Here is a 24,752-nt window from a genome sequence, read left to right as displayed (position 1 = left end):
GCGGCACTACCCGAGGTGAGCGGAGCCGCATTACTGTGCCGTGGGTGCCGGGCAAACATTGACCGGCCGGTCATTTAGAAGTCCGGCGCTTTCGCAATCCCGTGGCAGGACTTCACGCTGCATCTCTTGGCTGCTATCCCAGCAGTCTGTACAGCGTTTTCTTTAGCCGGCTCTCCCTATGAAAATGCCCGCATCGCAATAGCGGGCCCCAACACTTGCCAGTCCTGCCTCAAAAATTGGGCAGGAATAAGGGATTTCCGGAGTGGGGGATGTTTCAAGTGTAAGGTATGGATCCGCCTTCCAGGTAATTGAAGGCACGACGGCGGCGGTGGGCTTGCTCACACGGCTCCCCGTCCGGCCCCATCCGGGCAGCGGCTACCGGGCCAGCTGCCGCAACAGCGACTCGAACTTCTGGTTGTATTCCGGCTGCTGCAGGCGGATCTCCCCGTCGGCGTCGGCATCCCGGAGCGCTTCCATAGAGTCAGGGTCCGGATCGCTGAACCACTTGCCGATGGTAATGCCATGCGTGGGGACGTACAGCCGGTGGATATGATCGCCGGCCTGGATGGTGCCGGTCCGGGTCACCCGCAGGTAGGCTCCCACGCGTCCGGCTTCGGTAAACCGTTTGACGAACCGGGGCTCCTTGAACCGCCGCTGGAAAGTGGCGCAGGGCGTGCGCGGCGACGTGACTTCCACTTCCACGTCCAGCCCGATCTTCCAGCGCTCCCCGATCACTGCCCCGGTGGTTTCGATGCCGGAGACCCTGAGGTTTTCGCCAAAGACCCCCGGCGGAAGGTCCCGCTGAAGCTCTTCCGCCCAGTAGTCGGCGTCCTCCTGCGAGTACGCGTAGAGGGCCTGATCCAGCCCGCCATGATGGACCCTGTTCGCCTGGATATCGCCACGGAGGCCCAGCTTGTGGACCTTGACGGGGCCTTCCACCGGCCGCTTGTCGATGGCGGTAACCCCCACGCTGCTTTCGTCGGGGAGAAGCTGGTGGACGCGGCAGACGGCGAGTACTGATGCGGTTTCCATGGCTCCAGTGTAGGTTCCCCAGGGGACGTTCGGCCTGTGATGCCGGGTGGGGACTTCTCCCCCGGTTTCTGCTCGCAGCGGGCCGGGGCACCGGTTAGGCTGATTTCAGGATTTAGTTGCCTCGCGCAAGGTTGCGCCCACATTTGAGCATGGACTACCAAGGGGGAAGTCATGGACCCGGACAAGGACCAGGACAACGGTCCGGACAAGGACCAAGGTGGCCCTGATGCGGACCGCACAAAAAGCATGCCAAAACCGCCGCCATGGCAGGTGCCGAAGCCGGAACTCCGCCCTGAACTCCTGGATCAGCCCACGCCAACGGTGGACCCCTTCGCGAAGGACCGCGAGCGTGAGCTCCACGATGCGGCCGCGCGGAAGAAGCGCTCGCAGCGGCGGACTGTCGTGGTGGGCCTGGGCGTGACGGCACTCCTGGCCGGCACCATCACCGCCATCGTGGCAAGCAATGAGGACGAACCCGAGTACGCCCAGGTGTGTTTCAACGAGGAGACCGGCGAGCGCGTCGAAGACACCCAGTGCAACAGCTCCGCCGGCCGCAGCGGTGCACTGTACGCCTGGTACTTCTATTCGCGCGGCGCCAGCGTGCCGGCCGTGGGCCAGAACCGGTCCTCGTACCCGAGCTACACCAACAACATTCCCAGCGGAGCCAAAGCGTCCACGGGTTACAGCACCAAGGGCGGAACGGTCAGCCGGGGCGGCTTCGGCAGCAGCTCCAAGGGCGGAAGCACGGGGGGCTAGGCGTGAAGCGGTTGTTATCGGAGCCCAGGCCTGACTGGAAGCAGAAGATCGAAGAGCAGGGCCTGGTCTTCTCCACCACCACCATGCCCGACGGCCGGAAGATCGAGTACTGGAATGAGGCCGCGTACTACGAATTCACCATGGACGAGGTGGAAACGCTCGAGGTCACTGCCGAGGACATGCACAAGATGTGCCTGGAAGCGGCCCGCTTCCTGGCCACCGGCGCCATGGGGAACATCGGCATCGGCCCGCAGGCCCTGGAGCTGGCAGCCGAGTCGCTGCAGGCAGGTGACATGGACGTGTACGGTCGGTTCGACTTCATCTATGACGGCCAGGGGGGCCCGGCCAAGATGCTCGAGTACAACGCGGACACCCCCACCGGCCTGATCGAGGCTGCCGTGGCGCAGTGGTTCTGGCTGCAGGATGTCTTTCCTGAAAAGGACCAGTGGAACGGCATCCACGAGGCGCTGATCCGGCAGTGGAAGAAGATGCAGTACCGGACCGGGATGAGCACCCTCCACATTGCCCATTCCGAGGCCGAGGAGTCGGGCGAGGACTGGATGACCGCGGCCTACATGCGCGATGTCGCCAGCCAGGCGGGCTGGACCACCATCGGTATTAACATGTCGGACATCGGCTGGGACCCCAACCTCAACCGGTTCGTGGACCTGGACAACTTCATGATCAGCACCATGTTCAAGCTCTATCCGTGGGAGCTGATGATGAAGGAGCCATTCGGGCACCGGCTGCTGCAGCGGGCCCACAATCCGCGCTGGGTGGAGCCGGCCTGGAAGATGCTGCTCTCCAACAAGGCGTTGCTCGCCGCGCTGTGGCACCTGTACCCGGACCACCCCAACCTCCTGCCCGCCTACCTCAACGAGCCCGGCCCCCTGAAGGAATGGGTCGCCAAGCCCCTGCACGGGCGCGAAGGCGACAACATCAGGATCCACGCACCCGGCATCAGCCTCGAACAGCCGGGCGGATACGGGCGCGAAGGCTGGTGCTACCAGCAGTACCATCCGCTCCCCGACTTCGACGGCAACCATCCGGTCCTCGGCCTGTGGGTGGTGGACGGTGAGTCCGTGGGCTGCGGGATCCGGGAATCCGATGGCCCCATCACCGATTACTTCTGCCGTTTTGTGCCCAACACCATTGACGCCCCCGCTCCGCTTTCGGTGCAGGCCCACTCCAGCAAAGCAGGTATCGCACTATGAGCACAGAGACGACGACGGCGGCCGGCGGCCCCGGGGGTCCCTCCGGCGGTGCCGTTCCCGCCAAGGGCCTCCGCGCCGGAATCCTGGACCTCGGCGACTCGGTCATGCTGGGGCTCGCCTCCACCGCCCCCGTGTACTCCCTGGCAGCCACCCTGGGGCTGATTGTTGCCGTCAACGGCAACTACACCCCTCTTATCCTGATCCTGGGCTTCATCCCGGTCCTGTTCATCGCCTACGCCTTCCGTGAGCTGAACAGCGCCATGCCGGACTGCGGAACCACGTTCACCTGGTCCCGCCGCGCGTTCGGGCCGTGGGCCGGGTGGCTGGGTGGCTGGGGCGTCGCGCTGGCGGGCATCGTGGTGCTGGCCAACCTGGCGCAGGTGGCCGGGCAGTACCTGTGGCTCCTGATCGGCGACGGTTCACTGGCCGCCAACAAAGTGGTGGTCACGGCCACCGGCGTGCTGTTCATCGTCTTCATGACCCTGGTGAACTACCGCGGCATCAGACTCGGCGAGCATGTCCAGCGGGTCCTGACGTACGTGCAGTATGTCTCGCTGGGCATATTCGCCATTGCGCTGATTGTCCGGATCGCGGGCGGTGCCCCTGAGGGCCAGGCCTTCGATATCGAGTGGTTCAACCCGGCCGGCGCGTTCGCCGATCCCAGTGCCGTGGTGCACGGCGTCCTGCTGGCCCTGTTCATCTACTGGGGCTGGGACACCTGCCTGGCGGTGAACGAGGAAACCGAGAATCCGGCCAAAACGCCCGGCCGCGGCGCGGTCATTTCGGCTTTTGTGCTGGTGGCCATCTACGTTTCGGTGGCCCTGCTGGTCATGATGTACGCCACCGTGGGCACGGAGGGAATCGGACTGGGCAACGAAGCGAACCAGGATGACGTCTTCCTGGCCATGAAGGACGTGGTCCTGGGTCCGTGGGGCTGGCTGATCATCGTGGCCGTCCTCGCGTCCGTGCTGTCCTCCACGCAGACCACTATCCTTCCCACGGCGCGCGGCACACTGTCCATGGGTGTGTACGGGGCGCTGCCGCCGAAGTTTGGTGAAGTCCACCCGCGCAACCAGACCCCGGGATTCTCCACCCAGGTGATGGGCGCTGCCGCCGTGGCCTACTACGTGGCCATGAGCTTCCTCAGCGAAAACCTGCTCTCCGATTCCATCAGCGCCATCAGCCTGTTCATCGCCTTCTACTACGCACTCACCGGCTTCTCGTGCGCCTGGTATTTCCGCGGCACCCTCCGGGACTCGGCCCGCAACCTCTGGTTCCGGGGCATCCTGCCGCTGGCCGGCGCCCTGCTCCTGACGGCAGCATTCTTCATCTCGGCGGTCGAAATGTGGGACCCGGCGTACGGCGATACCCAGATCTTCGGCATCGGCGGCGCGTTTGTCAGCGGCGTGGTGTTGCTGGCCCTGGGCGTTGTGCTGGCGGTTGTCTGCCGGTTCCTGCCCTCAACCCGGGAGTACTTCACCGGAAAGCCCGGGGTCACGGCCGGCCCGTAGGATGCTCCCATGAGCTACGACGCCGCCACGCCCCTGGGTATGGATCCTTCCGATATCCTCGCCCTCGACTCCCTGCTGAGCCCGGACGAGCTCGAAGTCCGTCAGAAGATCCGCGACTTCACCGACCAGCGCATCAAACCCGGCATTGCGCGCTGGTACGACGACGCCGTCTTCCCCCTGGAGCTTGCGCCCGAACTGGGCGAACTCGGCGTCCTGGGCATGCACCTGGAGGGGTACGGCTGTCCCGGCCGCACCGCCGTCGAATACGGTCTTGCCGCCATGGAACTTGAGGCCGGCGACTCCGGGATCCGGACCTTCGTCTCGGTCCAGGGCTCGCTGGCCATGACCGCCATCCACAAGTGGGGTTCCGAGGACCAGAAGCAGGAGTGGCTCCCCCGGATGGCCGCCGGCGAGGTGATCGGGTGCTTCGCCCTGACCGAACCCACGGCCGGTTCGGATCCGTCCTCCATGACCACCGTTGCCCGCCGGGACGGTACAGGGGACGACGCCGGCTGGGTGCTGGACGGTGCCAAGCGCTGGATCGGGCTGGCGTCCGTGGCCGGGGTGATGGTGGTCTGGGCCAGGACCGACGACGGCGTCCGCGGCTTCCTGGTGCCGGCAGGAACACCCGGGGTCACGGCCACGCCCATCCCGCAGAAGCTCTCGATGCGGGCCTCCATCCAATGCGATGTGGTGTTCGACGGCGTCCGGCTGGGACCGGAGGCTATGCTCCCTGCGGCCCTTGGTTTGCGGGGCCCTTTCACGTGCCTGAACGAGGCACGCTACGGGATCGCGTGGGGAGCCATGGGCGCAGCGCGCGATTCCTACGAAACCGCCCTGAAGTACTCCCTGGACCGGCTGCAGTTCGGGAAGCCGCTGGCCGGGTACCAGCTGACCCAGGAAAAGCTGGTCAACATGCTCGTGGAAATCCAGAAAGGAACCATGCTGGCCATCCACCTGGGAAGGCTCAAGGACGCGGGCAGGCTCAAGCCGGAGCAGATCTCGCTGGCGAAGCTGAACAACGTGCGTGAGGCCATCGCCATCGCCCGGGAAGCACGTTCGATCCTGGGCGGCAACGGGATCACCCTGGATTACCCGCCGCTGCGGCACGCGGCCAACCTGGAATCGGTCCGCACCTATGAAGGCACCGACGAAGTCCATACCCTGATCCTCGGGCAGCACATCACCGGCCTCAACGCGTTCCGGTAGCGCGGGCTCCGAAGGTAAGGTCTCAGGCCGAGAAGCCGCCGTCGGCCTTGACCAGCTGGCCGGACACCCAGCGGCCTGCCGGTGACAGCAGGAACGCCACGGTGGCGCCGATGTCCGCCGGAGTTCCCAGCCGGCCACCCGGCTGCCTGGCGGTGAGCTCGTCACGGACCTCGCGGCTCATCCAGCCGGTGTCGATGGGCCCCGGGTTGAGCACGTTCGCCGAAATGCCCAGCGGCCCCAGCTCGCGCGCAGCGGCAATGACAATCCGGTCGAGGGCACCCTTTGACGCGCCGTACGGCAGGTTGAACGCCGTATGGTCACTGGTCAGCGCAACGATCGCGCCGCCGTCGGCCGGTGCCTGCCGTGTGAACGCGGCGATCAGTTGCCAGCTGGCCCGCGTGTTCACGGCGAAGTGGCGCTCAAAGGCTTCCAGCGTGGTGTCCATGATCCCGGAGTCCACGGACTCAGCGTGGCTGAGCACCAGACCCTGGAGCGGCCCGGCGAGGCCCGTCGCCTCGGCTACAAGCCGGTCCGCCGCTTCCGGGTCCTCGAGGTCTGCGGACAGGGCGTGGACCCGGGCGCCGATCGCTTCCAGTTCGGCGGTGAGGCGCACGACGTCGGCCGGTTCACTTCCCGCCGGCATCCGGGCATCGTAGTCTGGCCAGTAGGCGAGGACCAGATCCCAGCCCTCCGCCGCCAGCTGACGGGCAATTCCGGCCCCGATGCCGGCCAGCCTCCCTGCTCCGGTGATGAGTGCGGTGGGCCGGGCCATACTGTCAGGTGGAGTGGATGCCATTGAATCAGCCTAGCGGTGGCTGCCCGCGCGGCGCGGCGGGGGCTCTGCACGGGCGCCGCGCGCGGTCCCCGGCGTCATTCGGGCAGCAGCACCAGTTCCAGGTATCCGCGCAGGCACCGGGCCATGTCCACACTTTCGGGCGCGAGCAGCCACTGTGTCTGGATTCCGTCCCAGAGGGCGATCAGCGTCGCCGCGGCCGCTTCGGGCTCCACGCCGGGCCGCAGCCGCCCTTCGTCGGCCAGTTCCTTGAACCGCCGCGTGTAGCTGCGCCGGAGCCGGTCAAAACGCTCGGTGAAGTACTCCCGCCCCGGATGGCGGTCGGTGACGGACTCTGCGCACAACACGGTGTAGAGCTCAATGACGCCCGGAATTTCCTCGTTGAAGCGTGCCTGCCGGATCACGGCGTCCACGAGTTTCTCCTCCGGGTCCGGCGGGGTGGTGCCGTCTCCGGTAATGGAGTCCCGCCAGTTGAGGACGGCGAGCAGCAGGTCGCTCTTGGACGGGAAGTAATGCAGGAGGCTGGTCTGGCTCATGCCCACGCGGTCGGCGACATCCTGCAGCGAACCCCCGCGGTACCCGTGGGCAGCGAAAACGGCGTGGGCCGCGGCCAGGATGGCCTGCCGGCGCTCGGTCGACTTCGAATAGGGTCCCCGCCGGCTGGGCTGGCCCGCCGCTTTTGTGGTCATGGCAAGCAGTGTACAGGCGCTGGCGTGCCGCAGGAATTGAAACTTGAGTGAGTACTCGAATTTTGTGTTAGCGTTTCTCCTGACGATCCCTCCCGCGTGCCGAAGGTCACATTTCGGCACGCGGACCCGACACGATGAGGTGAAGGCGAATGGCCCGATTTACGCGAAGACAACTTCTGCATGCCGGCCTGGGCACGGCGGCGATGGGACTACTCGCCGGCTGCGCGACCCCCGGCATACGGTCCGTGAACGCGGCCCCGGTGATTCCACCGGCCGGCGGCGAAAAGATCACGCTGACGTACTGGTCCTGGCTCAAGGATGTCCAGAAGGTGGCGGACATCTGGAACGCCTCCCATCCGAACGTGCAGGTCGAGACGGTGTGGATTCCGGGCGGCAACTCAGGCGGCTACCAAAAGCTCTACTCGGCCCTTGCCGCCGGCGGCGGACCGGACCTCGGCCAGGTGGAGCTGCGCTCGATCCCCGAATTCATGCTGGTGAATGGGCTGGTTGACCTCGCCCGCTATGGCGCCAACGACTTTGCCCACCTGTACGACAAGACACTCTGGGGCCAGGTCAGCTTCACGGACGGCGTCTACGGAATCCCGCAGGACTCCGGGCCGATGGCAATGTTCTATCAGCCGTCCGTCCTTGACCAGGTGGGCGGCACCAACCCGGGAACCTGGGACGAATGGGCCGGCCTTGCCCGCGAACTGCGCCGGAAGGACATCTACCTGGACTGCTTCCCGCTCGGCGACGCCTCCGTTTTTACCGCATTCGCGGCGCAGGCCGGTGCCAGCTGGTTCCGCGCCGAAGAAGACGGCTGGGTCATCAACATGACCGACGAGGCCACCCTGAAAGCGGCGCGCTTCTTCGATCAGTCGATCGACGAGGACCTGGTCCAGACCGGCTTCGGCGCCTACTCACCCGGCTGGTTCGCTGCCACGGCCAGGGGAACCGTTGCCTCCGTGGTCAGCGGCAGCTGGGGCGACGCCCTCATCGAAGGCGTGAGCGGCGGCAGCGGAAAGTGGCGGGTCGCGCCCATGCCCACCTGGGGGGATACAGGCTTCGGCTCGAGCTACCTGGGCGGGTCCACGGCGGCGGTGCTGGCCAACAGCAAGCACCCCCGGGAAGCACTCGAATTCGCCGTCTGGATGACCACGTCCAAGGAAGGGATCGACGCCGAAATCAGCAACAGCGGCATCGGGTGGTCGCCGACACCGGACTTTATCGGCACGCCACGGCAGGCACCCTCCGAGTTCTTCGGCGGCCAGCGCTACCACGAGGAAATATTCGTGCCGGCGGCCCGGCAGCAGAACCAGGACTGGTCGTGGTGGCCCGTCACCCAGCAATCGTTCAACATCCTCAGCGACGGCTTCCGGAAGAAGGCGTCCGGAACCAGCCTGGTGGACTCCATCGCCACGGCAGAGCAGCAGATCATGACGGTCTTCAAGAACAAAGGCCTCAGCATCCGAAAGGAAACGGCATGACCACGACGTCACGCCCCGCCCACAGCGGGGAGCGTCCCACCGGGCAGCGTCCCGCCCGGCAGCGCCAGACCGGCCGGCGTCCCGCCGGGACCACGAAGCACGGGCGCGCCAGTGGGGCCGCAGCGCGGGCACCCTGGTTGCTCCTCGCACCGTTCCTCATTCTTTTCATCCTGACGTTCATCCTGCCGATATTCGTCGCGATCCTCTCAAGCTTCACCAAGGTCACCCGGAGCGGACTCTTTGGTGAAGCCGGGGTGAGAAGTGAGTTCGCGGGCTTCAGCAACTATGCCCAGGCCCTGGCCGACGGCAGCTTCGTCGCCTCGATCGGGCGGATGCTCCTGTTCGGCGTGGTGCAGGTGCCTGTGATGATCGCCCTCTGCACAGTGCTGGCCCTCATGCTGGAATCGGCGTCGGCCAAGTGGCCGGGCTTCTTCCGGGCCGCGTACTTCCTCCCCTACGGTGTGCCGGGCGTGATTGCCACGATCCTGTGGTCGTTCCTCTACGTTCCCGGGCTCAGCCCCCTGATCGACGTCGCCGGACTGGTGGGACTGAAACCCGATTTCCTCGGGGCAGACACCGTGTTGTGGTCCATCGCGAACATCGTCACCTGGAGTTACACGGGCTACAACATGCTCATCATCGTTGCCCAGCTGAAGGCCATCCCCGGAGAACTGTATGAAGCCGCGAAGGTCGACGGCGCCTCCACCTGGCGCGTCGCCCGCAGCATCCAGCTGCCCCTGATCCGCCCTGCCCTGGTCCTCACGACGGTCTTCTCGATCATCGGCACGCTGCAGCTTTTTTCCGAAGCCCAGGTCCTGAAAACTGTCGCTCCGGCCATCGACAGCCAGTACACGCCCAACCTCAGCGCCTACACCACGGCATTCGCCTACAACGACTACAACGTCGCGGCCGCCCAGGCAGTGCTGATAGCCCTGGCTGCGTTCACCCTGTCCTTCGCCTTCCTCAAATTCACGAACAGGAAGTCATCATGACCGCAACCGTGGCCCCGGCGCCCGCCCCGGATACCAAACCCGTCAAGTCCTCCAGCAGGCCCGGGCGTTCCACCGCCACCAGCCGTCCTTCCGTCATCATCGTCACCTCCCTGCTGGTGGTGGTTGCCCTGTACTTCCTCATCCCCGTCTATTGGGTGGTTGTTGCTGCGACGAAATCGACCGAGGACCTGTTCTCCACCCACGGGTTCTGGTTCGCGCCCACCTTCTCACTGTGGGACAACCTGGCGAAAGTGCTCAGCTACGACGGCGGCATCTTCATCCAGTGGTTCCTGAACTCGGTGCTGTACGCCGGCGTCGGCGCCCTGCTGGCCACGTACTTCGCCGCCGCGGGCGGCTATGCCCTGGCCAAGTACGAGTTCCGCGGCCGGAACCTCGTGTTCGGGACCATCCTGGGCGGGGTGCTGGTGCCAGGAACCGCGACGGCGCTGCCCCTCTTCCTGTTGTTCAGCCAACTCGGCCTCGCCAACACATATTGGAGTGTCCTCCTGCCGTCCCTGGTCTCGCCGTTCGGATTGTTCCTGTGCCGGATCTACTCCCAGGCCACCGTGGACAGCTCACTGATCGAGGCCGCCCGGCTCGACGGCGCCAGCGAACTGCGGATCTTCCACACGATCGGGCTGCGCGTCCTCACCCCGGCCCTGGTCACCGTTTTCCTGTTCCAGCTGGTAGGCATCTGGAACAACTACTTCCTGCCCCTGGTCATGCTCTCCGATGCGGAGCTGTATCCGATCACCCTCGGGCTGAACAACTGGCTGAGCCAGGTTGACCGCCTGCCCGACTTCTACGAACTGACCACCGGCGGCGTCCTGCTGTCGATCATCCCCCTCAGCATTGCCATGGTTGTCCTGCAGCGCTTCTGGCGCGGCGGGCTGACAGAAGGAGCAGTAAAGTAATGGCCGAGTTCACGGCATCCCGGCACGCCGCCGACGCTTCCTACATCACCAACACGGGTCCCGGTTCGGGACGGCGGACAGCCGCCCGGTCCTGGCTGCATACCGATGCTCCCACGCAGTCACTGAACGGCAACTGGCGTTTCCGGCTGCTGCCCGGCGCGCCCGGAACCCCCGGCGGCCGCGGTGAGCTGCCCGCCGGCGAGGCCGTGGAGGGCATCGCCGAAGAGACCCTGGACGATTCCTCGTGGGACGAGATCGCGGTCCCTGCCCACTGGGTCCTGGAAGGCGAAGGTCGCTACGGGCGGCCCATCTACACCAACGTCCAGTTCCCCTTCCCCACCGATGCCCCCCACGTCCCCGATGAGAACCCCACCGGCGACTACCGGCGCACCTTCGAACTGACCGGGTCATGGACGGAAGCCGAGCGGATCCTGCTGCGGTTCGACGGCGTCGAATCGCGTTACAAGGTATGGGTCAACGGTGTGCCCATCGGCGTGGGCACCGGAAGCCGGCTGGCCCAGGAATTCGATGTCACCGGCGCAGTGCGGCCCGGCGCGAACGTCCTGGCGGTCCGCGTGCACCAGTGGTCGGCGTCGAGCTACGTCGAAGACCAGGACCAGTGGTGGATGCCGGGCATCTTCCGCGACGTCACGCTGCAGGCCCGGCCGGCCCGGGGCATCGACGACGTCTGGCTGCGGACCTCATTCAGCGGCTCCGGTGAGTCCGGTGCCGGCACGATCGACGCTGAAATCACAGCACACGGGGATGCCTTCCCGGTGACGCTTTCGGTGCCGGAGCTGGGTGTGGACATCACATGGAACTCAGCGGCGGACGTCGCCCCGATCGGGATCGACGCGGTGGAACCGTGGTCCGCTGAACTGCCGCGGCTCTATGACGCCACGGTGGCCAGCGCCGGCGAGACCATCTCGCTGCGCCTGGGCTTCCGGACGGTGAAGATCGTCGGCGACCGGTTCCTGGTGAACGGCAGGCGTGTGGTGTTCCATGGTATGAACCGGCATGAGACCCACCCTGACCGGGGCCGCGTCTTCGACGAGGATTTTGCCCGCGCCGACCTGGCCCTCATGAAGCAGTTCAACGTCAATGCGATCCGCACCAGCCACTACCCGCCGCACCCTCGCCTGCTGGACCTCGCCGACGAAATGGGCTTCTGGGTGGTGCTCGAGTGCGACCTGGAAACGCATGGCTTCCACGCCCAGGACTGGGCCGGCAATCCCAGCGACGATCCGGCGTGGCGCGAGGCCTTCGTGGACCGTATGGAACGCACCATCGAGCGCGACAAGAACCACCCGTCCATCATCATGTGGTCCCTCGGCAATGAGGCGGGCACGGGCGCGAACCTCGCGGCGATGGCGGCGTGGGCCCATGCCCGCGACGCCGGACGCCCCGTCCACTACGAAGGCGATTACACCGGTGCCTACACCGACGTCTATTCGCGGATGTACTCCTCCGTGCCCGAAACCGAGGCGATCGGCCGGGACGGCTCCGGCTCGCTGCTCCTCGGTTGTTCCGCAGCCGAATCGGCCCGCCAGCGGACCAAGCCCTTCATCCTGTGCGAGTACGTGCATGCCATGGGCAACGGCCCGGGTGCGATCGACCAGTACGAGGACCTCGTGGACCGCTACCCCCGGCTGCACGGCGGATTCGTCTGGGAATGGCGCGACCACGGCATCCGTACCCGCGCGGCCGACGGAACCGAGTTCTTTGCCTACGGCGGCGACTTCAACGAGGTGGTCCACGACGGCAACTTCGTCATGGACGGTATGGTCCTCTCCGATTCCACGCCGAGCCCGGGACTGTTTGAATACAAGCAGATCGTGGCTCCGATCCGTTTGGGCTTCGGCACGGATTCTGCCCCGGAAACACCGCACGACGCCGGCCCGCACCGGTTCATCACGGTCGCCAACCTGCGGCACTCGGCGGATGCGTCCGACGTCGTCATCCGGTGGCGGACCGAGGTGGATGGCGTCCGGAGCGATTCGGGCGAACTGGGCGTGGCGGGAGCCGCCGGCGGGGCAGTTACCGCCGGCGAATCCGTTCGCGTGGGGCTGCCGGGGTTTGCCGCCGCCGGGCAAGGGGAACACTGGCTGACCGTCGAAGCCGTGCTGCGCAAGGACACGGACTGGGCACCGGCCGGGCACGTGATTTCGGCCGCCCAGCTGGATCTTTCGGTGCCCGTGCCACCCGTACACGCGCCGCGTCCGGTGGCCACGCCCGGCAGGACTTCCCTGCCGGCAGGCACAACGGCTCTTGGACCCGCCGCCTTCGAGGAGGGCCGCCTCGTTTCGCTTGGCGGTTTGCCTGCAGCCGGACCACGGCTTGAATTGTGGCGCGCCCCCACGGACAACGACTCCGGGGCCGGCTTCGGCAGCTACGATCTGGGCGATCCGTGGTTGAACAACGGAAAGGGCGTGCCCGCACCGGCCTCGGCCTCGGCCTGGCGGAAAGCGGGCCTGGACCGCCTGACCGCCCGCGTGGATTCCGTTTCAGCGGAGGCCGGGAGCGTCCTGGTCAGGACGCGGTATGCCGCAGCCGACACCGCGGACTCGGTGACTGTTGAGGAGCAGTGGCAGCAAGCCGACGGCGAGCTGTGGCTGCGCCTGGAGATCATTCCCAGCGCAGGGTGGGACATGGTGTTCCCGCGCATCGGCGTCCGGTTCGACTTGCCCACCTCCGTCGACGGCGCCTCCTGGTTCGGTGCCGGGCCGCGGGAATCATACCCGGACAGCATGCACGCTGCACTGGTTGGCCGGTACTCCGCGGCAATCGACGAGCTCACCGTGCCGTACGCGAAGCCCCAGGAGAGCGGGCACCGCAGTGCCCTGCGTTCACTTGAACTGAACAATGCGGGCGCCCCCTGGCTGCGGATCGACGCCTTACCGGATGCCCGCGGACGCCGGCCCGGCTTCACGCTGGCCCGTCACACGGCCCAGGAGGTCAGCTCCGCGGCCCATCCCCACGAGCTGCCGCGAAGCGGGCACAGCTACCTCTACCTCGATGCGGCCCAGCACGGCCTGGGTTCGCGGGCCTGCGGCCCGGATGTCTGGCCGGACTTCGCGCTCCGCCCGGAGGCCCGCACGCTGACGCTGCGCATCGGGACCGCCACGTAGCCCGCGGGACGGCATGTCGCGCCGGTGTTTGCACGCCGGCACTGCCGCGACATGCCGTCCCGCGGACCTGAGGACTGGCTGCGCGCTATGCGACTCCGGCCGGCACAGGCTCCTTGGCAGCCTTGTCCTTGCGGATGGTGGCGCTGATGACGGCGGCGATGGTGCACATGGCGGCGGCACCGAACCAGGCGTAGGTGTACTGGCCGGTGGCGTCGCGGATGGCGCCCGCGCCCAGGGCAGCCGCGGCGGCACCCAGCTGATGGGCGGCAAATACCCAGCCGAACACCACGCTGCCGTCTGCGCCGAACGTCTCGCGGCAGATCGCCGCGGTGGGCGGCACGGTGGCCACCCAGTCCAGGCCGTAGATCACCACAAAGACGATCATGCTGGGCTCCACCGTGGCGCTCAGCAGCAGCGGCAGGACCAGGAGGCCGATCCCCCGGAACTGGTAGTACACGGCAAGAAGGACCCGCGGGTTGTAGCGGTCGGTCAGCCAGCCGGAGGCGATGGTTCCCACGATGTCGAAGATCCCGACGACGGCGAGCAGCCCGGCTGCCGTGGTCTGGGGCATGCCGTGGTCATGGGCCGAGGGGATGAAGTGGGTGCCGATCAGCCCGTTGGTGGTGGCTCCGCAGATTGCGAAACCCGCCACCAACGCCCAGAACGTGCGCACCTTGCTGGCACGCTTGAGGACCTGCAGGGCCCGCACTGCAGCGTTGCTGCTGCGGCCGGTTTCGGGAACAGGACCCGCAGACGGAGCCGTGTCCGCGGGCAGTGAGGCCTCCAAAGGTGCCGTTTCGCCGTAAGGCAAGGCGCCGACGTCGGCCGGTGAGTTCTTGAGGAACTTCAGCACCAGCGGGACCACGGCGAGGGCGCCGGCCGCGATCAGCAGTGAGGCCTCCCGCCAGCCGGGGTCCTGGGCAAGCATGGCGATGAAGGGCAGGAACACCAGCTGGCCGGCGGCACTGCCGGCGGTCAGGATGCCGATCACCAGTCCCCGGCTCCTGGAAAACCAGGTATTGGCGATCGTGGCAGCAAAGACAAGGGCCATGGATCCCGTCCCCAGTCCGATGAGCAGACCCCAGGTCAGCAGGATCTGCCAGGACTGGTTGACCAGGACGGTGAGCGCGCTGCCCGCACCGATCAGCACCAGCGCGGTGGCGGTGACGGCACGGATACCGAAGCGTTCCATCAGGGCCGCGGCGAACGGGGCTGTGAGGCCGAACAGGACCAGGTTGATGCTGACGGCCGCGGAAAGCACCGTGGTGGACCAGCCGAATTCCTCCTGCAGGGGCACCATCAGCACACCGGGGGCAGCCCGGAATCCGGCAGCTCCAACGAGCGCCAGGAAGGCCACTGCTGCAACGATCCACGCGGGGTGGATCCTCTTCCTGGGGGCTGCCGGCTTGGTGGGAGCGCTCATGCTGCGGATCCGTTCTGTGGTGCTGCGGTGGCCACCGGAACCGGACCCGGCGTCCGGGTGAGGCTGTGCCAACTGGTGTTGGCCGCGGTGAGGCTCTGGCCGCAGCTGCTGCAGGTGTCCGCCGAGCTGGTGCGTCGGCCGCAGCCGGAGTGGATCACGAACATATGGGCGGTGTCCGAGGGCGCGGGGAGGTGCTTCTCGGACCAGATCGCGACGGCGTTCAGCACCGGGAGGGTGTCTTCACCGCTGGGGGTGAGGACGTATTCGTGGCGGGTGCGGCCGCCGTCGTCGTACGCTCTTTTACTGAGCAGCCCCGCCTCCACCAGGCCGGCGAGGCGCTTGGTGAGCACGGAGTCCGCGACGTCGAGCCGCGACTTCATGGCGTCGAAGCGGCCGTTGCCGAAAAAGACCTCGCGGAGCACCAGGACGGACCACGGGTCGCCCAGGATGTCGAGGCCGCGGGCCATGCTGCAGGCGCGCTGGGACCAGTCTGAACGAAGAGGCATACCGGAAACCCTAGCTAACTTTCTTGAAGAAAGCCAGGGTTTCGGGTGTCGCTTACTTCAGGAAAGTGAAAGCCTTCTCCAGGTCCGCGATCAGGTCCTCCACGTCCTCGATGCCGCACGAGAGCCGGAGCAGGTTCACCGGCACCGCCAGTTCCGTGCCCTTCACCGAAGCGTGGGTCATTTCCGATGGGTAGTTCATCAGCGATTCGATGCCGCCCAGCGATTCCGCCAGGGTGAACACCGAGGTGTTTTCAGCCACCGTGCGGGCCGCTGCTTCGCCGCCTTTGAACTGGACGGACACCATGCCGCCGAACTTCTTCATCTGCTTTTTGGCCAGCTCGTGGCCCGGATGGGACGGCAGGCCCGGGTACAGCACCGCCTCAACCTCGGGGCGCTGCAGCAGCCATTCGGCCACGGCCTGGCCATTCTCGCTGTGCCGGTCCATGCGCACGCCGAGGGTCTTCAGGCCGCGCGTGGTGAGGAACGCATCCATGGGTCCGGAGACCGCGCCCACGGCGAACTGGACAAAGCCGATCTTCTCAGCGAGTCCGGCGTCGTTGACCACCACGGCGCCGCCCACCACGTCGGAGTGGCCGCCGATGTACTTGGTGGTGGAGTGAACCACGACGTCGGCACCCAGGGCGAGCGGTGTCTGCAGGTAGGGCGACGCAAAGGTGTTATCCACTACCAGGAGGGCCCCGGCGTCGTGCGCGATCCCGGCGAGCGCGGCGATATCGGTGATCTTCATCAGCGGGTTGGACGGGGTTTCCACCCAGACGAACCGCGTCTTGTTCGCAGCCACGGCAGCGCGGACCACGTCGAGGTCGGCCATGTCCACGGGGGTGTTCCCGATCCCCCAGTCACCGAGTATCCGGCTGATGAGGCGGTAGGTCCCGCCGTAGGCGTCGTTGCCGAGAACAATATGGTCCCCCGGGCGGGTGAGGGCCCGGATCAGCGAGTCCTCCGCCGCGAGGCCGGAGCTGAACGAGAAGGCAGCGCTGCCGCCCTCAAGCGCCGCGAGCTGTTCCTGCAGCGCATCACGGGTGGGGTTGCCGCCGCGGCCGTACTCGTAGCCGCCGCGCAGGTTGCCGATGCCGTCCTGGGCGTAGGTGGAGCTGAAGTGCAGCGGCGGGACCACGGCCCCGGTGCGGGGCTCGAAGGCCTGGCCGGCGTGGACGGCGCGGGTGTTGAAGCCTTGGTTTTCTGCAGACATGGAGTTCCTTTGCAGTAAGTTGCTGAAGCAGTTAGTTGCTGAGGTACGCGAGGAGGTCGTGGCGGGTCAGGATCCCCACCGGCGCGCCGACGAATGTCACCATCACGGTATCCACGTCGGAGAGCAGCTCCCGGGCCGCCGAGATGGTCTCCAGCGAGCCGATGACCGGGAGTTTGGGTCCCATATGCTCGGAGATTTTATCCGTCAGCTTGGCCTCGCCACGGAAGAGCTTGGAGGTGAGGGTCCGTTCATCAACGGCGCCGAGGACCTCGCCCATCACCACGGGCGGTTCCTGCGAGAGGACCGGGATGTGGCTGACGCCGAACTCGTTCATGATGTTGATGACATCGCGGACGGATTCGTTCGGGTGGATGTGGACCAGGGCCGGCATTTCGCCGGTCTTGGACTTGATGACCTCACCGACGGACGCTTCCTCACCGCCGGACAGGAAACCGTACGAGCGCATCCACTGGTCGTTGAAGATCTTGGCGAGGTAGCCGCGGCCGGAATCCGGGAGGATGACCACCACGACGGCGCTCTCGGGCAGGTCGCGGGCCGTCCTCAGCGCAGCCACCACGGCCATGCCGGATGATCCGCCCACCAGCAGCCCTTCCTCGCGGGCCAGCCTGCGGGTCATGGCAAAGGAGTCGGCATCACTGACGGCAATGACCTGGTCCGGGACCGCTTTGTCGTAGTTGGCCGGCCACATGTCCTCGCCGACGCCTTCAACGAAGTACGGGCGCCCCGTGCCGCCGGAGTAGACCGATCCTGCGGGGTCCGCCCCGATGATCCTGACCACGCCGCCGTCGGACTCCGGACGGTCCGCAGAGACTTCCTTGAGGTACCGTCCGGTCCCGGTGATGGTGCCGCCGGTGCCGGCGCCGATCACGCAGTGCGTGATCCGGCCGTCGGTGTCCCGCCAGATTTCCGGGCCCGTGGTCTCGTAGTGGCTGCGCGGGGCGGCCGGGTTGGAGAACTGGTCAGGCTTGTAGGCGCCCGGAGTTTCCGTCACCAGGCGGTCCGAGACGCTGTAGTAGCTTTGCGGGCTGTCCGGGGCCACAGAGGTTGGCGTCACCACTACTTCGGCACCGTAGGCGGCCAGGACGGCGCGCTTGTCCTCGCCCACCTTGTCCGGGACCACGAAGATGCACTTGTAGCCCTTTTGCTGCGCCACCAGGGCCAGGCCCACTCCGGTGTTGCCGGATGTTGGCTCCACGATGGTCCCGCCGGGCAGCAGTTTGCCGTCGCGTTCGGCATCCTCGATCATCTTGATCGCGATGCGGTCTTTGATGGAACCGCCGGGGTTCAGGTACTCCAGCTTGACCAGGACGGTGGCTTTGACGCCGTCGGTCACGTGGTTGAGTTTAATGAGCGGGGTATTGCCGATGAGGTCCAGGACGGACTGGGCGTACTTCATAGGTACAAAGTTACCGTCTCCTCACCGGCGGCCGATTCAGGGCGCAGCCGGCAGGTTCTCCCACAGTCCCATGACGTTTCCCTCGGTGTCCCTGAAGTAGGCGAAGAAGCCCATGTCCGGGATGGTGTTCTTGGGCATCACCACCGAACCGCCCAGCTCTTCGACCGTCTTCAACGTTGCATCGATGTCCGGCACGTCAACGGTGATGATGGGGTTCACCAGGTCCCCCTCCCTGCCCATCAGGCCGCCGTTGATGGCTCCGGGCTCTTTTGGCAGGCTGGTTGCCTCGTCAGTGGGCGTCGTGGTGACCGCGTTGTAGTTCATTTCCGGCATGGGGTTGATCTTCCAGCCGAAGGCCTCGCTGTAGAAATTCCTTGCCCGCTCCTGATCGTCCGCGGGGATCTCAAAATGCACCACTCCACCCATTGCGCTCACCTGACAGCTAGAAGGGACGGCGCGGTGGCTGCCGCGCCACACTGGGGAGTCTAGTTCGGCACGGAACGCCCGTTAGGGTCTTTGGTCCCTCCTTCCGGCCACATTCACAGCGCCGGTGTCAGCCCCGCGTGGGATCATGGTTCAGTGACCATTGCAGAGCTCCCCGCCGGCCTGGCCGCCGCGGCGGACGCCTCCCTGCGGTGGTATCCGGACGGCCCCTACAGCCTTTCCCAGACCCTCGGGGTTCTGCTCAGGGGCACCGGCGACCCCTCGTTTTCCACCCGCCCGGACGGGTTTTGGACCGCTTTTACGACGGCGGATGGACCCGTCACGCTGCGCCTGACCTTCACGGCGGGCGGCGGCCTGCGGGAGGCCCACGTGGATGCCCAGGCCTGGGGTCCCGGGGCTGCGGCCGGCATCGCCGGCGTGCCCAGGTTGCTGGGCTCCGCGGATGACTGGTCGGCCTTTGACGAGCCGGCCTTCCACGCCACCCTGCCCCGGATGGTCCGGGAGGCCCGGCGCCGGAACCTCGCGGTCCGGCTGCCCTCCACCGGCCGGATAGTCGACTGCCTGGTGCCCACCATCCTCGAGCAGAAGGTCACCGTCATCGAAGCCCGCCGCGGCTACCGGTACCTGATGTACCGCTTCGGCTCCCCCGCTCCGGCTGCCGGAAGTGCCGCACCGGAGGGACTCCTCGTTCAGCCCACCCCCGCCCAGTGGCTCCGCATCCCCTCCTGGGAGTGGCACCAGGCCGGTGTTGGCCCGCAGCGTTCGGCGACCATCATGCGTGCGCTGCGCTCCGCCGTCGCGCTTGAACGGCTGGCGGCACTGACGTCCGCCGAGGCCGCAGCGAAGATGCAGGTCATTCCCGGCATCGGCGTGTGGACCGCCGCGGAGGTGGTGCAGCGGACTCACGGTTGCCCGGACTCCATCGCCGTGGGCGATTTCCACCTGGCCGCGTACGTGGGCGCCGCCCTGACCGGCCGGCGCACCGATGACGCCGGAATGCTTGCCCTGCTGGAACCGTGGAAGGGACACCGCCAGCGCGTGGTCCGCATGATCGGCCTGAGCGGCTTCCGCAAACCCACTTTCGGACCAAGGATCACCATCCAGGATCACCGCCGGCACTGACGGATTTTCCGTGGACTCATGCGGCCGATGGGTATAGCGTGGCGCCATGGAGCCCGGACCAGAGCCCCGGAATTCCGCAATCTCTGGAGTCAGCCATGATCCACACTGACAAACTGACCAGGACCTTCGTGGTCAAGAAGGAAACTGTCGAAGCCGTCAAGGGCGTCAACATCGACGTTGCGCCGGGCGAGCTTGTGGCCTTCCTTGGCCCGAACGGCGCAGGCAAGTCCACCACCCTCCGGATGCTGACCACGCTCCTCAAACCCACGTCCGGCACAGCCACGGTGGCGGGCGTGGATGTGTTGGCGGACCCGGCGGGCGTGCGGGCGCGCATCGGGTACATCGGCCAGGGGAACGGCGGCGGGCACAGCTTCCGGGTCATCGATGAACTGGTGATGCAGGGCCGGTTTTACGGCATGAACAGCACCGATGCCGCCGCCCGGGCCCAGGAGCTGCTGAAATCCCTGGACCTCACCGACCTCGCCAAACGCACTGTCGTCAAACTCTCCGGCGGTCAGCGGCGCCGGATGGACGTTGCCTTGGGCCTGATGCATTCCCCCGGGCTGCTGTTCCTTGATGAGCCCTCCACCGGCATGGACCCGCAGAACCGCGCCAACCTGTGGGAGCACATCATGCGGATGCGCGCCGAGCACGGCACCACCATTGTCCTGACCACGCATTACATGGACGAGGCCGATCTGATGTCCGAGCGGGTGATCGTCATCGACCACGGCGAAATCATCGCCGATGACACCGCAGCCCGGCTTAAGGCCAACCTCGCCGGCGACCTGCTGGCGGTCGAAGTGGCGGCCGAGTCCGCCGCAGATGTGCGGGGGCTGCTGGGGCGCGCCGCGGCCGGCGGTGAGATCAACGAAAACACGTACGACGGCGTGGTCCGCTTCCGTCTCCGGCTCACCGAAGGCGCCCGGCTGGCGCCGGCCCTGTTGAAGGAGATGCACGACGCCGGTGCTCCCGCCCAGTCGCTGGAGCTGAAGCCACCCACGCTGGACGACGTTTTCCTTGAACTGACCGGCCGCAACCTGCGGGAAGGAGCAGACCGCTGATGACCGTTCAACGTTTTGCAGATACCCCGCCGAAACCGGGTCTCGGCCGGGTCCTGCGGGACACGAAGTACGTGTTCTGGCGCGAGATGCTGCTGCCCCTCCGGGACCCCTTCTCACTGGTTTTCTCTCTCCTGCAGCCGCTCGTGTTCCTGGGACTCTTCGGCCCGTTGCTCGGCGCGGCCGTGGGCGCGCCGGCGTTCGGCGGCCAGTCCACGCTCCAGTGGTTCCTGCCCGGCGTGGTGGTGATGATTGCCCTGTTCGGCACGTCCATGACCGGCTCCAACCTGCAGTACGAGCTGATGACAGGCTCCTACGAGCGGATCCTGGCCACGCCGCTGTCCCGTTCGTCGCTGATGATCGGGCGGGCACTGAAGGAGTGGGCGCCCCTGGTGGTGCAGGGGCTGATCATCGCCCTGGTCTGCATCCCGTTCGGCTTCGTCTTCCATCCGCTGCATGTGCTGGCCGGCCTGGTCATCCTGGGCATCTTCGGCATTGGGCTGGGTGCGCTGTCCTACGCCCTGGCTCTCGTTTCGCAGAACAAGGAGTGGATCTTCTGGGGTGTCCAGCAGACGCTGCTTTTCCCGCTGATGATCCTCTCCGGCATTATGCTCCCCATCGAGGCGGGTCCGGACTGGATGAAGACGGCCAGCCTCTTCAACCCCCTGACCTACCTCGTCAACGCAGAGCGGGAACTGTTCGCCGGCAATGTCGGGACGGACACCCTCCTGGGCCTTCTGGCAGCAGCGGTGACTGCCGCCGTCGGCCTGGTGGTGGGCGTGCGGGCCATCAACCGCAACCTCCGCTAACCAGATCCCTCCCCACCTCCGATTAATGCAACGCGGGGTCATTTTTGACCCGATAAACCTCCGTTATCGGGTCAAAAATGACCCCGCGTTGCAGTAGGGCCGCGCGTCAGGTCCGGCGCGTCAGGTCCCGTGGTTCAGGTCCCGTGGTTCAGGTCCCGTGGTTCTGCGCCGGCGCGTCCTCGCCGTTCCTCTGCAGGAAGGCGAGCACCGCGGCGACCCTGCGGTGTACACCCGTCGCGGGGAGGTGAAGCTTGGTGAAGATCGCGTTGACGTGCTTCTCCACGGTGGAGGAGGACAGGTACAGCGACTTCTCGATGCCCGCATTCGTCTTTCCCTGGGCCATCTCCCGCAGTACGTCGAGTTCACGCGGGGACAGGTCGGCCAGGGGATTCGCCGCGGCCGCACTGCGTCGGCGGACCAGGGTATCCACGATCTGCGGGTCGATGACCGAACCGCCCTCGCGCACCTCACGAAGGGCGTGGACCAGGTCCTCGAGGTCACCGACCCGGTCCTTCAGCAGATAGCCGAGTCCCGCCGAGCCATCGGCGAAGAGCGCAAGCGCGTAACTCTGGTCCGCGTGTTGTGACAGCACCACCACACCGGTGGCCGGATGGGTGGACCGGATCACGCGGGCCGCCTCAATCCCCTCCATGTGATGGCCCGGCGGCATCCGGATATCAGTGAGCACAGCGTCCGGGGAGAACCGGCGCACAGCGTCCAGCAGTTCTGCGGCGTTGCCTGTGCAGGCGACCACATCGATTTCGCCGGAATCCTCCAGCAAACGGCGGATCCCCTCGCGGACGAGGTAGTTGTCCTCGGCGATCACCACCCGCAGCACACTTGGCTCAACCACCTCGATGCTCCTCCCGCTGGATGGGGAGCTCCACCTGCAAGGTGGTGCCGGACGGATCATGGCCCGAGATATTTACGGTGCCGCGCAGGGCTGCCACGCGGTCGCGGATGTTCGCCAGGCCTCCGGAGGTTGCCGGCGGCGGTAGGCCGATTCCGCAGCCGTCATCGGTGATCGTGATCCGCAGGTGTCCGTTCAGCCGTTCGAGGCCCACGGAGACGGCAGTCGCGTGGGCGTGCTTGGCCGTGTTGGCAAGCGCCTCCCGCACCACGTAGTACGCGGTGGTCTCCACGTCCTCCGGAAAGCGTTCAGCGCGGACACCGTCCGCGGCTTCCACGTTCAGCGGAATCGGGAACCTCGCCGCGCTGGACTCGATAGCTGCCACAAGGCCGTTATCACTGAGCACGGGCGGGTGGATGCCGTGCGCCAGCTCCCGCAGATCGGACAGGGTTTCCCGGGCCTGTTCCTGGAGTCCGGTCAGATCGCCCGGCGTGAGCTCACCCCGCTGGAGGCGGTTCCGGGCCAGGCGGAGCCCGGCGATCTGCGCCACCACGTTCTGCTGGATACCGTCGTGCAGGTCCCGCTCCAGGCGCTTTCGCTCGTCGTCCTGGGCAGCCACCAGGCGTTCCCGGGACGCCGTCAGATCGTTGAGTTGCTCGGCGAGTTGGGCGCTGAGCCGAACATTGGCAACCGACGCTGCGGCCTGGCCGGCGACCGTGCGCAGCAAGGCCCGTTCGGCGTCGCTGTAGTCCCCGCGCCTGCGTGGGCCGACCTCGATCCGGCCCAGGGTTTCATCCGCCCGCACGAGCACGCACGAATCCACGGGCTCCCCTGCCACGTCCCCGGCCGCACCCGTCGGCGACTCGGCGAATCCGCCGTCGGGCCCTGCCAGCCGGATGCGTACCCAGCCGGCATCAAGGCCGTAACGCACGGCTTCCGCCAGCCGGGTGAGCAGCTCACCGGGCTCCACGGACTGCTCCAGCTGGCGGCCTAGCCGGCTGAGCAGCGTCAGCTGGCGGTCCCTGTCGCCGAAGATGGCGCGCTGGATCCAGTTCCCCAGCCAGCTGCGCAAAGGAAGCAGGCATATGGCGAGGACCGCGGTGAGCAGGACCGCACCGATAACGGTCAGGCTGTCGGCCAGCAGCACTGCCGGCGTCGCGGCCCCGATCCCAAAAGCACGGTGATCAGGAGACCGGATGAGCGTGCGGTCAGGCGCCCGCGGTCACCCGGGGCGATGTCGAAAGCCCCGTACCGGAGGATGCCGTGGATGGCCGCGAGGGGAATGGCAATGAGCGATACGAAGACGGCCACCGCGGCCGCGTCGTTCCAGGGCGGCGGGGCGATCGTCCACGGGACGAAAGCGATGAGGGACACCGTGACCACCCAGGTCACCACGCGCATGCGTGCACGGACCTCGGCTTCGCCGAACAGTGCCCTTGAGTAGAGCACCCCGAGCCCCAGCACGACGCTCGGCCAGGGCTGATAGATGAGGTAGTGCACCGCTGGTGCGGCCCACTCCAGCCAGGACACAGCAAAGGGATTCGGAATGGCCTCCCCGGTGATGCCCGCGTAGGCCGGCAGCACCACGTGCGGGGTGGTCAGGAGGGTCAGCGGCCCGATCAGCACCGGCACCCAAAGGAACCCGACGGCGATCCGTTGCCACCGCCGCTCCGGTGTACCGGTGGGATACGTCGCGAACATGATCAGGAAGCCGGCGGTGGAGATCTCGTCGGCTGTCAGCCCGATGGTGTTGAACAGCGGAAACCACGGCTCATGAATCAGCCCGATGTTCTGCTGGATGAAGGTCTCATAGGCGGACCCGACAGCCATGGCGGTGGACGAGAGGGCTATGAAGAGGGCAGACCGGGACAGCGACACGGTGAGCAGCCAGATGCCGAAGACAAAGGTGGGGAGCACGCCAAGCAGCGGCCATGCAAGGGCGTGATCCGCGGTTGAATCAATGAAGCCGCGGACGATGACGACGTAGAGCAGCGCCGCCGCCCCCATCGGAGCAAGTGTGGCGAGCCATCCCCATCTTCGGAGCACACTCCCATGATCCGCCTCCGGTGCTGTTCCCGGGAGGGGGTGCCTCCCCACCCTCCCCCGGGGCTGGCCCCCATGCCCCCTGCGGCCACCCGCGTTCCGCCCATTTGCCCGCGCGCCTAACGTCGGATCCAGGACG

Annotated in this window: 22 protein-coding genes; 11 read left to right on the top strand and 11 right to left on the bottom strand. The window is 66.7% G+C overall.

Going from position 1 to position 24,752, the window contains the following annotated elements; genetic code table 11:
* Positions 1-375: 375 nt before the first annotated feature.
* Positions 376-1,032 (bottom strand): MOSC domain-containing protein, encoded by a 657-nt coding sequence (locus tag AC1MCA_RS15710; RefSeq protein ID WP_479799005.1) that lies wholly within the window; start codon positions 1,030-1,032, stop codon positions 376-378.
* Between the two features lie 171 nt (positions 1,033-1,203).
* Here AC1MCA_RS15710 and AC1MCA_RS15705 point away from each other — a divergent pair, with 171 nt between their 5' ends.
* Genes AC1MCA_RS15705 through AC1MCA_RS15690 form a run of 4 tightly spaced genes read left to right on the top strand, consistent with a single transcriptional unit; the run spans position 1,204 to position 5,722 of the window.
* The gene (locus AC1MCA_RS15705; RefSeq protein WP_479799004.1) at positions 1,204-1,788 is read left to right on the top strand and encodes a Tat pathway signal protein; all 585 of its coding nucleotides are present in this window, start codon (positions 1,204-1,206) and stop codon (positions 1,786-1,788) included.
* Positions 1,789-1,790: 2 nt separating this feature from the next.
* Positions 1,791-3,002, top strand: coding sequence for a glutathionylspermidine synthase family protein (locus AC1MCA_RS15700; protein WP_108600390.1), 1,212 nt, complete (start codon positions 1,791-1,793; stop codon positions 3,000-3,002).
* Positions 2,999-4,513: an APC family permease gene (locus AC1MCA_RS15695; protein ID WP_479799002.1), complete on the top strand. Its 1,515-nt coding sequence runs from the start codon at positions 2,999-3,001 to the stop codon at positions 4,511-4,513. The genes AC1MCA_RS15700 and AC1MCA_RS15695 overlap by 4 nt, the downstream gene beginning before the upstream one ends.
* A gap of 9 nt (positions 4,514-4,522) precedes the next feature.
* Positions 4,523-5,722 (top strand): acyl-CoA dehydrogenase family protein, encoded by a 1,200-nt coding sequence (locus AC1MCA_RS15690; protein WP_479799000.1) that lies wholly within the window; start codon positions 4,523-4,525, stop codon positions 5,720-5,722.
* A gap of 22 nt (positions 5,723-5,744) precedes the next feature.
* On the opposite strand, the gene AC1MCA_RS15685 is transcribed toward AC1MCA_RS15690, so the two are convergent.
* Together AC1MCA_RS15685 and AC1MCA_RS15680 are read right to left on the bottom strand one after the other, a co-directional pair.
* Positions 5,745-6,518, bottom strand: a complete 774-nt coding sequence (locus AC1MCA_RS15685; RefSeq protein WP_479798998.1) for an SDR family oxidoreductase — start codon at positions 6,516-6,518, stop codon at positions 5,745-5,747.
* Positions 6,519-6,592: 74 nt separating this feature from the next.
* Positions 6,593-7,204, bottom strand: coding sequence for a TetR/AcrR family transcriptional regulator (locus tag AC1MCA_RS15680; RefSeq protein WP_479798996.1), 612 nt, complete (start codon positions 7,202-7,204; stop codon positions 6,593-6,595).
* Positions 7,205-7,353: 149 nt separating this feature from the next.
* Here AC1MCA_RS15680 and AC1MCA_RS15675 point away from each other — a divergent pair, with 149 nt between their 5' ends.
* The 4 genes from AC1MCA_RS15675 to AC1MCA_RS15660 are packed head-to-tail and all read left to right on the top strand — an operon-like array spanning position 7,354 to position 13,725.
* Complete coding sequence (locus AC1MCA_RS15675) at positions 7,354-8,691, top strand: extracellular solute-binding protein (protein WP_479798995.1); 1,338 nt, start codon at positions 7,354-7,356, stop codon at positions 8,689-8,691.
* Complete coding sequence (locus tag AC1MCA_RS15670; RefSeq protein ID WP_479798994.1) at positions 8,688-9,683, top strand: carbohydrate ABC transporter permease; 996 nt, start codon at positions 8,688-8,690, stop codon at positions 9,681-9,683. Before AC1MCA_RS15675 ends, AC1MCA_RS15670 begins: the two co-directional genes overlap by 4 nt.
* Positions 9,680-10,597 carry a carbohydrate ABC transporter permease gene (locus AC1MCA_RS15665; protein WP_479798992.1) on the top strand — a complete coding sequence of 306 codons (918 nt, stop codon included), beginning with the start codon at positions 9,680-9,682 and terminating at the stop codon, positions 10,595-10,597. The genes AC1MCA_RS15670 and AC1MCA_RS15665 overlap by 4 nt, the downstream gene beginning before the upstream one ends.
* Positions 10,597-13,725, top strand: coding sequence for a glycoside hydrolase family 2 TIM barrel-domain containing protein (locus tag AC1MCA_RS15660; protein ID WP_479798990.1), 3,129 nt, complete (start codon positions 10,597-10,599; stop codon positions 13,723-13,725). The genes AC1MCA_RS15665 and AC1MCA_RS15660 overlap by 1 nt, the downstream gene beginning before the upstream one ends.
* 85 nt (positions 13,726-13,810) lie before the next feature.
* On the opposite strand, the gene AC1MCA_RS15655 is transcribed toward AC1MCA_RS15660, so the two are convergent.
* Genes AC1MCA_RS15655 through AC1MCA_RS15635 form a run of 5 tightly spaced genes read right to left on the bottom strand, consistent with a single transcriptional unit; the run spans position 13,811 to position 18,710 of the window.
* Complete coding sequence (locus AC1MCA_RS15655; protein WP_479798989.1) at positions 13,811-15,148, bottom strand: MFS transporter; 1,338 nt, start codon at positions 15,146-15,148, stop codon at positions 13,811-13,813.
* Positions 15,145-15,654: a winged helix-turn-helix transcriptional regulator gene (locus AC1MCA_RS15650; protein WP_479798987.1), complete on the bottom strand. Its 510-nt coding sequence runs from the start codon at positions 15,652-15,654 to the stop codon at positions 15,145-15,147. Before AC1MCA_RS15650 ends, AC1MCA_RS15655 begins: the two co-directional genes overlap by 4 nt.
* Before the next feature lie 52 nt (positions 15,655-15,706).
* Positions 15,707-16,867, bottom strand: coding sequence for a cystathionine gamma-synthase (locus tag AC1MCA_RS15645; RefSeq protein WP_479798985.1), 1,161 nt, complete (start codon positions 16,865-16,867; stop codon positions 15,707-15,709).
* Positions 16,868-16,898: 31 nt separating this feature from the next.
* Complete coding sequence (locus AC1MCA_RS15640; RefSeq protein WP_479798984.1) at positions 16,899-18,284, bottom strand: cystathionine beta-synthase; 1,386 nt, start codon at positions 18,282-18,284, stop codon at positions 16,899-16,901.
* 36 nt (positions 18,285-18,320) lie between these two features.
* Positions 18,321-18,710: a VOC family protein gene (locus AC1MCA_RS15635; protein ID WP_479803423.1), complete on the bottom strand. Its 390-nt coding sequence runs from the start codon at positions 18,708-18,710 to the stop codon at positions 18,321-18,323.
* 153 nt (positions 18,711-18,863) lie between these two features.
* On the opposite strand from AC1MCA_RS15635, the gene AC1MCA_RS15630 reads away from it, so the two are divergent.
* The 3 genes from AC1MCA_RS15630 (at position 18,864) to AC1MCA_RS15620 (ending at position 21,720) form a co-directional block, all read left to right on the top strand.
* Positions 18,864-19,850, top strand: a complete 987-nt coding sequence (locus AC1MCA_RS15630; RefSeq protein WP_479798982.1) for a DNA-3-methyladenine glycosylase family protein — start codon at positions 18,864-18,866, stop codon at positions 19,848-19,850.
* A 95-nt stretch (positions 19,851-19,945) separates the two neighbouring features.
* Positions 19,946-20,914, top strand: a complete 969-nt coding sequence (locus AC1MCA_RS15625; protein WP_108600652.1) for an ATP-binding cassette domain-containing protein — start codon at positions 19,946-19,948, stop codon at positions 20,912-20,914.
* Positions 20,914-21,720, top strand: a complete 807-nt coding sequence (locus AC1MCA_RS15620) for an ABC transporter permease (RefSeq protein WP_479798980.1) — start codon at positions 20,914-20,916, stop codon at positions 21,718-21,720. The genes AC1MCA_RS15625 and AC1MCA_RS15620 overlap by 1 nt, the downstream gene beginning before the upstream one ends.
* A 148-nt stretch (positions 21,721-21,868) precedes the next feature.
* Here the strand turns inward: AC1MCA_RS15620 and AC1MCA_RS15615 are convergent, their stop codons facing one another.
* From AC1MCA_RS15615 to AC1MCA_RS15605, 3 genes are read right to left on the bottom strand one after another with little or no spacing between them, the layout of a single operon-like run.
* Positions 21,869-22,573, bottom strand: coding sequence for a response regulator transcription factor (locus AC1MCA_RS15615; RefSeq protein WP_258229106.1), 705 nt, complete (start codon positions 22,571-22,573; stop codon positions 21,869-21,871).
* Positions 22,566-23,717 (bottom strand): sensor histidine kinase, encoded by a 1,152-nt coding sequence (locus AC1MCA_RS15610; protein ID WP_479798978.1) that lies wholly within the window; start codon positions 23,715-23,717, stop codon positions 22,566-22,568. The genes AC1MCA_RS15615 and AC1MCA_RS15610 overlap by 8 nt, the downstream gene beginning before the upstream one ends.
* Entirely contained in the window at positions 23,696-24,577 is an 882-nt protein-coding gene (locus tag AC1MCA_RS15605; RefSeq protein ID WP_479798976.1) for a hypothetical protein, read from the bottom strand. The genes AC1MCA_RS15610 and AC1MCA_RS15605 overlap by 22 nt, the downstream gene beginning before the upstream one ends.
* Between the last annotated feature and the right edge of the window lie 175 nt (positions 24,578-24,752).

The sequence above is a fragment of the Arthrobacter sp. BK1 genome (assembly GCF_056680055.1).
Note: the sequence above shows the minus strand (reverse complement) of the source record. Positions and strands in the feature narration are given on the sequence as shown.